This is a genomic window from Mycobacterium sp. IDUB_9 (genome assembly GCF_055419505.1).
Genome location: NZ_JBVAXU010000002.1, coordinates 509,534 through 522,222 on the forward strand (window position 1 = coordinate 509,534; position 12,689 = coordinate 522,222).

General features: G+C 66.5%; 9 protein-coding genes. 6 read left to right on the plus strand and 3 right to left on the minus strand.

Going from position 1 to position 12,689, the window contains the following annotated elements:
• Nucleotides 1-10 precede the first annotated feature (10 nt).
• Nucleotides 11-2,026 carry an SDR family oxidoreductase gene (locus tag ACZY08_RS11030; protein WP_463744817.1) on the minus strand — a complete coding sequence of 672 codons (2,016 nt, stop codon included), beginning with the start codon at nt 2,024-2,026 and terminating at the stop codon, nt 11-13.
• A gap of 69 nt (nt 2,027-2,095) precedes the next feature.
• Here ACZY08_RS11030 and ACZY08_RS11035 point away from each other — a divergent pair, with 69 nt between their 5' ends.
• The 3 genes from ACZY08_RS11035 to ACZY08_RS11045 all read left to right on the plus strand — a co-directional run bounded on the left by ACZY08_RS11035 (nt 2,096) and on the right by ACZY08_RS11045 (nt 5,526).
• Complete coding sequence (locus ACZY08_RS11035; RefSeq protein ID WP_463744816.1) at nt 2,096-2,965, plus strand: MaoC family dehydratase; 870 nt, start codon at nt 2,096-2,098, stop codon at nt 2,963-2,965.
• Between the two features lie 105 nt (nt 2,966-3,070).
• The gene (locus ACZY08_RS11040) at nt 3,071-3,973 is read left to right on the plus strand and encodes a universal stress protein (RefSeq protein WP_463744815.1); all 903 of its coding nucleotides are present in this window, start codon (nt 3,071-3,073) and stop codon (nt 3,971-3,973) included.
• A complete protein-coding gene (locus tag ACZY08_RS11045; RefSeq protein WP_463744814.1) occupies nt 3,970-5,526 on the plus strand; it encodes an APC family permease in 1,557 nt (518 codons plus the stop codon). Before ACZY08_RS11040 ends, ACZY08_RS11045 begins: the two co-directional genes overlap by 4 nt.
• Before the next feature lie 24 nt (nt 5,527-5,550).
• On the opposite strand, the gene ACZY08_RS11050 is transcribed toward ACZY08_RS11045, so the two are convergent.
• Complete coding sequence (locus ACZY08_RS11050; RefSeq protein WP_463744813.1) at nt 5,551-6,585, minus strand: hypothetical protein; 1,035 nt, start codon at nt 6,583-6,585, stop codon at nt 5,551-5,553.
• Between the two features lie 108 nt (nt 6,586-6,693).
• Here ACZY08_RS11050 and ACZY08_RS11055 point away from each other — a divergent pair, with 108 nt between their 5' ends.
• Nucleotides 6,694-10,002 carry an error-prone DNA polymerase gene (locus ACZY08_RS11055; RefSeq protein WP_463744812.1) on the plus strand — a complete coding sequence of 1,103 codons (3,309 nt, stop codon included), beginning with the start codon at nt 6,694-6,696 and terminating at the stop codon, nt 10,000-10,002.
• 18 nt (nt 10,003-10,020) lie between these two features.
• Here the strand turns inward: ACZY08_RS11055 and ACZY08_RS11060 are convergent, their stop codons facing one another.
• A complete protein-coding gene (locus tag ACZY08_RS11060; RefSeq protein WP_463744811.1) occupies nt 10,021-10,986 on the minus strand; it encodes a hypothetical protein in 966 nt (321 codons plus the stop codon).
• 264 nt (nt 10,987-11,250) lie between these two features.
• Here ACZY08_RS11060 and ACZY08_RS11065 point away from each other — a divergent pair, with 264 nt between their 5' ends.
• Nucleotides 11,251-11,823 carry an XRE family transcriptional regulator gene (locus tag ACZY08_RS11065; protein WP_463744810.1) on the plus strand — a complete coding sequence of 191 codons (573 nt, stop codon included), beginning with the start codon at nt 11,251-11,253 and terminating at the stop codon, nt 11,821-11,823.
• A 158-nt stretch (nt 11,824-11,981) separates the two neighbouring features.
• Complete coding sequence (locus tag ACZY08_RS11070) at nt 11,982-12,635, plus strand: nitroreductase family protein (RefSeq protein ID WP_463744809.1); 654 nt, start codon at nt 11,982-11,984, stop codon at nt 12,633-12,635.
• Nucleotides 12,636-12,689 lie beyond the last annotated feature (54 nt).

The window sequence follows — 12,689 nt, forward strand, 5'->3', positions numbered from 1 at the left end:
CGCTGAAGGTCTACCAGTGCACGCCGGGCACCAACCGCACCGCACGCTTGACCGGGCGGGCCACTGCACGGGGGACCCGCAGGGTGCGGCCGCTGCGGGCCGGCCGCTTCGGCCGACGGGGCGCGCTCACCGTGCCCTCAGCGTCGTCCAGACCACGCGCAGCGGCCGAGTCCGGATAGCCGAGATACAGCTGATGCAGGACGCGGCGAGACAGCTTCGGGGTCAGGTAGTTGCCGAAATCGGCGACGGTACCGAGCGGCGTGTCGATCCGGGCCGGTTTCTCCACCAGGCCGCGCACCACCATGGCCGCGGCATGCTCGGCGGAGATCGGCGGCACGGGGTTCAGCTTGCGTGACGGTGCGATCATCGGCGTCTTCACCAGCGGCATATGGATATTGGTGAAGGTGATGTGATCCGACAGGGTCTCGGTGCCGACCACCTCGGAGAAGGCGTCGAGCGCGGCCTTGGACGGGAGATAGGCGCTGTACTTCGGGCTGTTGGCCTGCACGCCCGCACTGGACACGTTGACCACGTGGCCGAACCGGCGCTCGCGCCAGTGCGGCAGCAGCGCCAGCACCATGCGTACCGAGCCGAAGTAGTTGACCGCCATCACGCGTTCGTAATCGTGCAGGCGGTCCGTCGAGTTCACCACCGACCGGCGGATGGACCGGCCCGCGTTGTTCACCAGATAGTCGACGTGGCCGAAGCGGCCGAGGATGTCCTTGACGGTGTGCTCGACGGACGCCGAATCGGTGACGTCACAGGTGAACGCGTAGGCCTGCCCGCCGCCAGAACGGATTTCGGCGATGAGATCGTCGAGCGCCTCACCGTTGCGGGCCAGCGCGAAGACGCAAGCCCCCCGATCGGCCACCGCGATGGCCGAAGCCCGACCGATGCCGCTGGAGGCACCGGTGATGATGACGTGCTTGCCGACCAGAGGGCCGGCCGGATCGTCGCGCCGAGCCCGGTCGGGATCGAGGTGCTCAGCCCAGTACCGCCACAGTTTCGGTGCGTACGTGCTGAATTCGGGCACCGCGATGCCGGTACCGCGCAACGCGGCGATGGCCTTCTCGGCAGTGAAGGTCGGCCGCAACTCGACCACGTCGAGTACCTCGCCGGGGATGCCCAACTGGGTGGCGACGATGTTGCGCACCGCCTTCACCCGTCCCCGCGCGCGCAACACCGGTGCAGCGGTGGCCCGGGGCAGTGAGCCGCGCAGCGGGGGCAGCCCGGCCTCGCCCGCCACCCCGCGGTAGATGTCGCGCAGCCCGATGGTCTTCGGCGCGGTGAGGTGGAACGTCTCACAATCCTTGTCCTCGGCGTGCATCAGCGCGACCATCGCGTCAGCTACGTAGTCCACCGGCACGACGTTGGTCCGGCCCGAGTCGGGCAGCATCATCGGCGTGAACCTGGGAAGTGCGGCGAGGCGTGCCAGTACGCCGAAGAAGTAGTACGGGCCGTCGATCTTGTCCATCTCGCCGGTCTGCGAATCGCCGACCACGACGGCCGGGCGGTACACCCGGTAGCGCAGGGCGGGTGTCGAGCGCACCAGCAGTTCGGCCTCGAACTTGGTCTGGTGATACGGCGTGGGCAGGTCCTGGGCGACGTCGAAATCGTCCTCGGTGAACACGCCCCGATGGTTTCCGGCCACCGCGATCGAGGACACATGGTGCAACGTGGCGTCGAGTCGCCGGGCCAGCTCGATCACCGCGCGGGTGCCGTCGACGTTGGCGGCCCGCTGCTCGGATTCGCCGACGGTCATGTCGTAGATGGCCGCACAGTGCACCACGTGCGCGACGTCCCCGAGCTCGGCGATATCGGTGTCGGACAGTCCGAGATCTGCCGCGGTCAGGTCGCCGACCAGTGGTTTCACTCGCTCGTCCCAGTTCTGGGCCAGCTGCTCGAACCGTGTCAGAGACTCACGACGCACCAGCACCCACACCTCGGCGGCGGGTTCGCGGGACAGAATCCGGGTGATCACTCGGCGGCCGATAAACCCGGTACCGCCGGTAACGACATAACGCATGCGAGCCATCGTGGCCCGAGAACGGGCAAACGTCAACAAGGGCGGTCGACTCAACTATCGTCGGCACGCATGCCACTCAATCCGGATGCCATTGGCGAGACGACCGATCCGATTACGTTCGACTGGACCGACCGCGACACCTTGCTGTACGCGATCGGCGTCGGCGCGGGAACAGACGACCTCGCGTTCACCACCGAGAACAGCCACGAGATCGAACAGCAGGTGCTGCCCACCTATGCGGTGATTGCCTGTTCGGCCTTCCCGGCGGCACTCAAGATCGGCACGTTCAACTTCAGCATGCTGCTGCACGGCTCCCAGGAGATCCGGCTGCACCGGCCGCTGCCCCCGGCCGGAAAGTTGAGCGTCGTCTCCGAGGTAGTCGACATCCAGGACAAGGGTGAGGGCAAGAACGCGGTGGTCATGCTCAAGGGCATCGGCACCGATCCGGCCGACGGCGAGGTTGTCGCGGAAACCCTTACCACCGTGGTGATTCGGGGTGAAGGCGGATTCGGCGGCCGCCCCGGGCAGCGTCCCGAGGCGCCCCAGATTCCGGACCGCGAACCCGACGCCCAGGTGGTGTTGCCGACGCGCGAGGACCAGGCGCTGATCTACCGGCTCTCCGGGGACCGCAATCCGCTGCACAGCGATCCGTGGTTCGCGCAGAATCTCGCAGGCTTCCCGAAGCCGATCCTGCACGGGCTGTGCACCTATGGCGTGGCCGGGCGGGCGCTGGTCGCCGCACTCGGTGGCGGTGACGCCACGAAGGTTCACGCGGTGGCGGCGCGTTTCAGCTCGCCGGTATTCCCGGGGGAGACGCTGACCACGTCGGTCTGGCGTACCGAACCGGGACGGGCGGTGTTCCGCACCGAGGCCGCGGGGCCCGACGGTGCCGACGCCAGGGTCGTGCTCGACGACGGGGCAGCCGAGTATGGCGACTGATCCAGCCGATCCGGCAATTTCGTAGAAGCGCTGCATACCGCGTGGTGGATTGACAGGATCGGACCACTACGGGCGCACGGCGCGGTGCGGGATGGGCGGTGGCAGGTGACACAGGTAAACCTGGTCGTTGGATATCTGGCCACTCCCGGTGGCGCCGATGCGTTGGCCTTGGCGGTTCGGTTCGCCCGAACCCTGGACGCCGAGGTCGACATCTGCATCGTGCTACCGCCCGACACCGCGCCGCCGGGCACGGTCCCCAAAGGCGGCGGCTACGAAGAGGTGCTGGCCGAACAGGCGCAGGGCTGGTTGGACGACGCGCTGGCCTCGGTGCCCGACGACGTTGTGGCACATACGCATCTGAGCTTCGACGAATCGTTCACCGACGGCTTGATCCGCGAAGCGCTACGGCTGCAGGCGAACGCCATCGTGGTCGGGGGCGCGGGCGGAGGGCTGGTCGGCAGCTACTCACTGGGGTCCGTGGTCAACGAGCTGTTGCACTCATCGCCGGTACCGGTCGCGGTGGCGCCGCGCGGAACCCGCTTTTCCAGGGTCCAGCGGGTACACGAAATCACCTGCGCCATCGGTCAACGCCAGGGATCGGATCTATTGCTCGCCACCGCGGTACGCGCCAGTCGGGCCGCGGGCATACCGTTGCGTCTGGTGTCGCTGGTCGCCCTCGATCCGACCTTCGGTTCGCTGCGGGGCGACAGCGAGGCGGTGCGGGCGCATGCGCAATCCCATGCCGAGCGGGCGTTGGAGACCGCCAGAAATGAACTGCCGGCGGACTTTCCGGTGACCTCCACGATCGTGACCGGTTCCAGCGTCGAGGCCGCCGTCGAACAGTTGGGTTGGGACGACGGCGACATCATCATGGTCGGATCCAGCCGGCTCAGTGCGCCGCGGCGGATCTTCCTCGGTTCCACGGCGGCCAAGATGTTGCGGGTGTTGGACGTGCCGATGGTGGTTGTGCCCCGGGATGAACTGAAAGACGGCGAGGACCACTCATGACCGAGTCCGCATCGGAATCCGTGTCGCATCAAAAGCTGGAGGCGGCCGAGCAGTCCAGCGGGTTGGTGTCCAAGGGGCTCGCCGCGGGCAAGGTCGGCACGTTCTCGGGTGCGATCCTTGGGATCTCGTGCGTCGCGCCCGGGTACACGCTGACCGCGAGCATCGGTTTGATCGTCGCCGCCGTCGGCCTGAAGATGCCGGCGATCTTCATCGCCGGGTTCATCCCGATGTTCCTGACCGCCTACGCCTATCGCGAACTGAACTCGCGTGCGCCCGATTGCGGGGCGTCGTTCACGTGGTCCACCAAGTCATTTGGCCCGTATGTCGGCTGGATGTGCGGATGGGGCATGGTGATGGCCTCGATTATCGTGCTGTCCAACCTCGCCGCCATCGCGGTGGAGTTCTTCTATCTGTTCATCGCCAGGATCACCAACCATCCCCCGATCGCCGATCTCACCGACAACAAGGCCATCAACATCGTCACGACGCTGGTGTTCCTGGCCATTGCCACCGCCATCGCCAGCCGCGGTATCACGACCAGTGAGCGGGTCCAGTACGTCATGGTCGGCTTCCAGATGGTGGTGCTGCTCGCCTTCGCGGTGATGGCGTTCATCCATGTGGGCCGCGGTGATGCACCGGCCGGGCTGTCATTGGACCTGGACTGGTTCGATCCGTTCACCGGACTGACCTTCGGTGTGTTCGCCGTCGGCCTCACTGGATCGATCTTCGCCTTCTGGGGCTGGGACACCTGCCTGACGCTGGGGGAGGAGTCCAAGGACCCGACGAAGGTGCCGGGCCGGGCCGGACTGCTGTGCGTGCTCTCGATCCTGGCCACGTATCTGCTGGTTGCCGTCGCGGTGATGATGTATGCCGGCATCGGGGAAGAGGGCCTGGGGCTCGGTAATCCGGAGCACGAGGACAACGTATTCGCCGCGCTGGCCGATCCGGTGCTGGGCAACTGGGCGGGCCCGTTGCTGTTCCTGGCGATCCTGGCCTCGTCGGTGGCCAGCCTGCAGACCACCTTCCTGCCTGCCGCGCGGGCGATGCTGGCGATGGGTGCCTACAAGGCCTTCCCGCCGCGTTTCGCCGATGTCAGCCCGCGCTATCTCGTGCCCGGTTTCGCGACCATCACCGCAGGCGTGGTCACCGGCGTGTTCTACACCGTGGTGAATCTGCTGTCCGAGAGCGCCTTGCTGGATACCATTGCCGCCCTTGGCATCATGATCTGCTGGTACTACGGCATCACGGCATTCGCGTGTGTCTGGTATTTCCGTCGGGAGTTGTTCACCAGCGCCCACAACATCGTGTTCAAGTTCCTGTTCCCCCTGCTCGGCGGAATCATGCTGGCTCTCGTGTTCGTGATCGCGATCAGGGAGAGCATGAACCCGGAGAACGGCAGCGGTGCTGCGATCGGCGGTATCGGGTTGGTGTTCTTCATGGGCTTCGGCATCCTGCTGCTGGGCGCCGTGCTCATGTTCGTCTGGCGGTCGGTCAACCCGGCGTTCTTCCGGGGCGAGACACTCCGGCACGACACACCGTCGCTCGTGGAGTAGGCCCGCTACCCGGACGACGCAGCGCTAGCCGGCAGAACCGCCGATGCCGGAATTGCCGGTGTTGTGCGCCAACTGGAACGGATCCAGCAGATCCCATACCGTTGCGACGGCCTGGACCTTGAGATCGGCGCCTTGGTCTTCGATGTTGAGCAGGTCGACGGCAATGTCGTAGCCGTAGTACACCGCCGATCCCGGCGGGGTGGTCTTGATCAGCTCGTTGATGATCGTCTGCCGTGCATCGCGGGCCGCGGCGTCATCGCCGAGGGCGGGCGTCAGACTCGGCAGGATCTTGCTGATCGGAATCACGGCGTTCACCCACGGCACGATCTGACTGCCCCGGTAGATCTGCTCGGTGGCTTCCCGGATGAACGGGTCGAGTTCGTCGGGAAGGGCGGTGTTCATCAACGCGTCCCGGAGATTCATGATCGGCTCGGGGATGTCCGTGGGCTCCGGATCGTCGGCCCGGAACGGGTTGGGATTCCATGCCTGGACATCGTCTGAGGTGTCGGCCTGGGTCTGTACGGCGCCGGCCTTCGGGGTGACGAGCGCCCTGCTCACCGGTTGCACGACGGTCTCGGTGTCCGACTGGTCGGCCTCCACGGGCGCCGGCTTGGGAGCCGCCGCCTGCTTGGGGGAGAACAGGTCCTTGAGCTTGGCGACCTGCCCGGCCTCGAACTCCTCGGCGCTGGGCTTCGGTTTGGGCGTGACGGCCACCGGCTTGGCGGGCGTGGCGTCCTGAACGGTCTTGGTGACGCGTGCGGTCGCCTTCTCGATCTTGTCGGCCTGCTTGTCGATGCTGTCCTTGACGCTGTCTTTGACCTGCGACAGCGGCTTGGTCCGTTTGACGCCACCGGCCTTGCTCTGACCGCCCTTGGGTCCGGCGTTGACGTGCTGCGATGCGCTGCTGTTGGTCGACTCTTTGGACGCACCGTCCGTCGAATCAGCGTGAGCAGTGCCCTGGCCGGCCACGGCGAGCGCCGCCCCGACTCCGGCCGCCACCGCGACACCACCGACGTAGCCGATGTACCTGGTTGATGCTGACGTTGACGCCGATGCCATTGCCCGTCCTCTCACAGCCGATCCCCAGCCCAGAGGAATCGTAGGGGGCGGCAGCGTGATTGGCATCACGAGGTGAAGATTCGAACAGGCGTTCGATATACTGGTGCGGTGGGTTGGCATAACGGGCCGCCGAGCTGGTCGGAGATGGAGCGGGTGCTCTCTGGTAACCCCCGGCCCGCCGCGGATGGCAAGCCCCGCCGTTCCGGCCTGCCGTTGGAGTCCGAGGGTGACGGTGGGGACGGCCCGGCCTGGTCGCGTAAGCGCGGCAGCTATCAGCCGCCGGAGCTCGACCGGCCGCGAACGTCGGTCCGTTATGCCGAGCTGCACGCACACTCGGCGTACAGCTTCCTCGACGGTGCGAGCACGCCGGAGGAACTGGTCGAGGAGGCGGCCCGGCTGAACCTTCGGGCGATCGCGCTGACCGATCACGACGGGCTCTACGGTGTGGTTCGCTTCGCCGAGGCGGCCAGGGAGTTGGACGTGGCCACGGTGTTCGGTGCCGAGTTGTCGTTGGGCAACGTCCCCCGCACCGAGGATCCTGATCCGCCCGGCCCGCATCTGCTGGTGCTGGCCCGTGGGCCGGAGGGGTACCGGCGGTTGTCCCGCGAGATCGCCAAGGCCCACCTGGCCGGTGGCGAGAAGGGTAAGCCCCGCTACGACTTCGACGGGCTCACCGAGGCTGCCGGTGGGCACTGGCACATCCTCACTGGCTGTCGTAAAGGTCATGTCCGCCAGGCGCTTTCCCATGGCGGCCCAGAGGCTGCCGCCGCTGCACTGGCCGATCTGGTGGATCGCTTCGGGGCTGACCGGGTCAGCATCGAACTCACCCATCACGGCCATCCGTGTGACGATGAGCGCAATGCCGTCCTGGCCGGGCTGGCCCAGCGATTCGGAACAGCGGTGGTGGCCTCCACCGGTGCACACTTCGCGACGCCCGACCGGGGCCGGCTGGCCATGGCGATGGCGGCGATCCGGGCCCGTAACTCGATGGACACCGCGGCGGGGTGGCTGGCCCCGCTCGGCGGGTCGCATCTGCGCTCGGGGGAGGAGATGGCCCGGCGGTTCGGTACCGAGATCGTGACGGCCGCAGCAAATCTCGGTGAGCAGTGTGCCTTCGGTCTGGCGCTCATCGCCCCGCAGCTGCCCCCGTTCGACGTTCCTGCCGGGCACACCGAGGACAGTTGGCTGCGACATCTGGTCATGGCAGGTGCTGCCGAGCGGTACGGGCCCGTCGGCAACGCAGAAAAGGCCTACGCGCAGATCGAACACGAGCTGCGCATCATCGAGCAGTTGAAGTTCCCCGGCTATTTCCTTGTGGTGCACGACATCACCAGGTTCTGCCGGGACAACGACATCCTGTGTCAGGGCAGGGGATCGGCAGCCAATTCGGCGGTCTGCTACGCGCTCAAGGTCACCAACGTCGACCCGATTGCCAATGAGTTACTGTTCGAACGGTTCCTGTCCCCGGCCCGCGACGGGCCGCCCGATATCGACATCGACATCGAATCGGACTTGCGCGAGAACGTCATCCAGTACGTCTACGAACGCTACGGTCGGGACTACGCTGCCCAGGTGGCCAACGTCATCACCTACCGCGGACGCAGCGCTGTCCGTGACATGGCCCGGGCGCTGGGATTCTCCCAGGGGCAGCAGGACGCCTGGAGCAAGCAGCTCAGCCGGTGGAACGGACGCCCCGACTCGCCGGAGGCGGAAGACATCCCGCAGCCGGTGATCGATCTGGCCACCCAGATCGCCAATCTGCCAAGGCATCTCGGCATCCACTCCGGCGGCATGGTGATCTGTGACCGCCCGATCGCCGACGTATGCCCGGTGGAGTGGGCCCGCATGGCCAACCGCAGCGTACTGCAGTGGGACAAAGATGACTGTGCGGCAATCGGTTTGGTGAAGTTCGACCTGCTCGGCCTCGGAATGCTCTCGGCGCTGCACTACGCCATCGACCTGCTGGCCGAGCACAAGGGCATCGACGTCGACCTGGCCAAGCTGGATCTGTCCGAACCGGCGGTCTACGAGATGCTGCAGAAGGCCGACTCGGTCGGGGTGTTCCAGGTCGAGTCCCGCGCGCAGATGGCCACCCTGCCCCGGCTCAAGCCGCGGGAGTTCTACGACCTGGTGGTCGAGGTGGCGTTGATCCGGCCGGGTCCGATCCAGGGTGGTTCGGTGCATCCCTATATCCGTCGCCGTAACGGTTTGGAGAAAGTCACCTACGACCATCCGTCGATGGAATCCGCGCTGAAGAAAACGCTGGGTATCCCGTTGTTCCAGGAGCAGCTCATGCAACTGGCGGTCGACTGTGCGGGTTTCACCGCGGCCGAGGCCGACCAGCTGCGCCGGGCCATGGGCTCGAAACGCTCCACCGAGAAGATGCGACGGCTACGCACCCGGTTCTTCGAAGGCATGGCCGAACTGCACGGCATCACCGGCGAAGTGGCCGAGCGCATCTATGAGAAGCTCGAAGCATTCGCCAATTTCGGTTTCCCGGAGAGTCATTCACTGAGTTTCGCGTCGCTGGTGTTCTATTCGTCGTGGTTCAAGCTGCACCATCCGGCGGCGTTCTGCGCGGCACTGTTGCGGGCCCAGCCGATGGGGTTCTATTCACCGCAGTCCCTGGTCGCCGACGCACGCCGGCACGGGGTGGTGGTACACGGACCAGACATTAATGCCAGCCTGTCCCATGCCACGCTGGAAAATGCCGGCATGGACGTGCGGCTGGGGTTGGGTAGTGTCCGCCATATCGGTGACGAGTTGGCAGAGCGCCTGGTCGGCGAACGAAATGCCAACGGGCCGTTCACCACCCTGATCGACCTGACCAACCGGGTGCAGCTGTCGGTACCGCAGACCGAGGCGCTGGCCACCGCCGGTGCGCTGGGCTGTTTCGGGGTCAGTCGGCGCGAGGCGCTGTGGGCGGCGGGGGCGGCGGCCACCCAGCGACCGGACCGGTTGCCGGGGGTGGGCTCTTCCTCGCACGTGCCGCCGCTACCGGGGATGAGCGCCCTGGAACTGTCGGCCGCCGATGTGTGGGCCACCGGCATCTCGCCGGACAGCTATCCCACTCAGTACCTGCGCGCCGACCTCGACGCCCTCGGGGTGGTTCCCGCCGACAAGTTGCTGGGCGTCGTCGACGGGACCCGAATTCTGGTTGCCGGGGCGGTGACTCACCGCCAGCGCCCGGCGACCGCACAGGGGGTGACGTTCATGAACCTGGAAGACGAGACCGGGATGGTCAACGTGCTGTGCGCCCCCGGGGTGTGGGCGCGCTACCGCAAGCTGGCCCAGACGTCCCCGGCGCTGGTGGTGCGCGGCATTGTGCAGAACGCCACGGGAGCGGTCACCGTGATCGCCGACCGGATGGAACCGGTCGCGTTGCGAGTCGGCTCGCGATCGCGGGACTTCCGCTGAGCGCTCGGGCTCGGATACTCAGGCGGATGGGTCGGTTGCCGGAGTGGCGGTGGCACTGTCCTCAAGCCCGGTCCGCAGCAGTGACCACGCCAACCGCCGCGCGGCGGTGGCCCGCTCGTGCAGGAGGTGCTGGACGGCCGGGATGGGGTTGGTTTCCGGGGTACGGCCCTCGACCACGTCGGCGTGCAGATCCTCGGAGACCTGGATCGCCATCAGCACCGCGTCGTTGACCCGGTTCAGGGCGTCCTGCAGACGGTCGTCCTGGCTGAGCAGGTGGGCGTTGTCCAGCTCGACCGAGACATCACTGACTACCTGACTGATTTGAGCGAAGAGCGCGTTCATCGCGGCTTCCCGCTCGTCGCGGTCCGGGTTGCGCAGTTGCGTCGCACCTTCGGTCCACAGCGTGGCCAACATCCGCGTGTGGGCTCCGACCGCGCGGGATACCTCGATCATCGCCTGCTTCTGCAGCTGCTCGAGCAGGTTGTTGCGTTCGATGCGGGCCAGTTCTCGTTGCGCAACCAGTTCGGCCTGGTGCAGCTTCTGCTGGGACTCCATCTGGGCCCGATGCCATTTCTGGGTCAGCGCGAGTTCCAGCGCCGAGCGCTCGTCAGCAGCTGCCAGTTCACGCCGCAGGCGGTCGTCGGCCTGGGCGATGTCGTATTTGGCCTGACGCGCGATCGTGAGGATGAGCCACATCGTCACCATCACGGCGACGAAGACGACGGCACCGAAGAACCACTCGGCCTTGCTACCGAGTTCGCCCGGGCTGAACAGCAGGTAGGAGATGATGGCCAAGCTGCCCAGGCCCCCGCACACCAGCCACCCGATACTGGCCTTGGTGTCGCCCGACAGCGTCTTGGGCGCCGCGCCTGGATCCACCACAGCCACCCGCATCGGCACGGTCACCTCGCCCACCTGGCCGTAGTTCGGCGGGGCACCCACTGAAGACTCAGCGGCCCTTGTCGATTCAGTTAGTCCGGCCATGTCGACCTCCCGTCGGCCAAGCCTGCCACCGTGCCGGCGTTCAGAGTAGGGCCACGCTCCGCCCCGCGTGCTACCGGCCGGTGCTCCCGCACTCGCATACCCTGTTCTTCGTCATTCTTCAAGTGCCCCTAGCGATGACGGACGGCTTCCAAACCGCTAGTGTCATCGGCGTGCTCACCGTGAGCGGTGGTGAATCGGACCCGAGGGGTCCGGGCGACCGCCCGCTCATTTCTATTGATCTGTTCGCTTGAGAATTGAGGGCCCATGGGACAAAACGCGACGCTGGAAGGTGATTCGGCGGTCATCGTCAGTCTGTCGGAAGCGGCGATGCATATGTATTCCGCTGCGATCGACGCACTGCCTTTCCCCGAGGACAAGAAGTTCCACAAGCGCGCCGACGTCGTCCTGTCCGGCCTGCGCAAGCTGCGTGCCTCCCTGTCCGAGGCGGCCAGCAGCAACCGGCCTTCCCCTGCGGTCATCGTGGCGCTCAGCGGGGTCCGTCAGCGGTATGACTCGCTGATGTCCCACGCCGCATCGGCGCCGGGTTCCTCTCTGGGGCAGCAGATCTACGTCACCCGCATCCACGCCAAGCTGTCGGCGCAGGAAGTGGCCAACGGCGCCGGTCTGCGTGACGGCCTGCTCGACGAACTCGAGGCGGGCGCAACGCCGACGGACGCCGAGGCGCAGAAGATCCGCGACACCATCGCGGCGCTCGGTGGGTTGCCCGGCGACGATCACGGCATCCATGCCGTCCCCGCCCCGGCCGACTTCGGGTCGCAGGACGAGTCGCAGTCCAACGGCTGGGAACCCGTGCTGGTCTCCGAGAACGCCGGCTGAGAACCCCCACGCACAACCTGTGCGCCGGCATCGATCAGGGGCCGGCGCGCAACGTTCATCGGTTAGCTGAGTTTCACTGCGGCGCACGATGATTGGAAGCTCCCCAGCAAACTGCTGGGGAGCTTCTCTGGTTGGGTGAAGAGTTGTAGTCTCGCCGCATGACAGCCGAACCAGCCCTGAACTTGACCGTTGACGAACTGCTCACCACGACCCGCTCGGTGCGCAAACGCCTCGACTTCGAGAAGCCGGTCTCGCGCGAGGTGATCATGGAGTGCCTCGACCTGGCTCTACAGGCCCCAACCGGGTCGAATGCGCAAGGCTGGCAATGGGTTTTCGTCGAGGATCCGGCAAAGAAGAAGGCGCTGGCCGACATCTACCGGGCCAATGCCAATCCCTACCTCGACCTGCCCAAGCCCGAGCGCGGCGACGTCCGCGATGAGCAGATCGGCGCGGTGATGAGCTCGGCGCGCTACCTCACCGACAACTTCGAGAAGGCCCCGGTGCTGATGGTGCCGTGCCTGGAAGGCCGCCCCGACGGCGCACCGGCGGGGATGAGCGCGTCCTTCTGGGGGTCACTGCTGCCCGCGGTGTGGAGCTTCATGTTGGCGCTGCGGTCGCGGGGCCTGGGATCGGCTTGGACGACGCTGCACCTGCTCGGAGACGGCGAGAAGCAGGCCGCCGAACTGCTGGGCATTCCGTTCGATCGCTATGCCCAGGCGGGCCTGTTCCCGATCGCCTACACCCTGGGCACCGACTTCAAGAAGGCCAAGCGCCTTCCCGCCGAGCAGTTCTCACACTGGGACAGTTGGTGAACGCGGGCGCCTCGGGGCGCCTGTTGCCCGAGGTGTTTTTGTGAAGCGGGAGTA

Bases quoted from the DNA above. Each gene is read 5' to 3' on its own strand.
- ACZY08_RS11030 (WP_463744817.1), bottom strand. From the start codon at position 2,026: ATGCGTTATGTCGTTACCGGCGGTACCGGGTTTATCGGCCGCCGAGTG.
- ACZY08_RS11035 (WP_463744816.1), top strand. From the start codon at position 2,096: ATGCCACTCAATCCGGATGCCATTGGCGAGACGACCGATCCGATTACG.
- ACZY08_RS11045 (WP_463744814.1), top strand. From the start codon at position 3,970: ATGACCGAGTCCGCATCGGAATCCGTGTCGCATCAAAAGCTGGAGGCG.
- ACZY08_RS11050 (WP_463744813.1), bottom strand. From the start codon at position 6,585: ATGGCATCGGCGTCAACGTCAGCATCAACCAGGTACATCGGCTACGTC.
- ACZY08_RS11060 (WP_463744811.1), bottom strand. From the start codon at position 10,986: ATGGCCGGACTAACTGAATCGACAAGGGCCGCTGAGTCTTCAGTGGGT.
- ACZY08_RS11065 (WP_463744810.1), top strand. From the start codon at position 11,251: ATGGGACAAAACGCGACGCTGGAAGGTGATTCGGCGGTCATCGTCAGT.
- ACZY08_RS11070 (WP_463744809.1), top strand. From the start codon at position 11,982: ATGACAGCCGAACCAGCCCTGAACTTGACCGTTGACGAACTGCTCACC.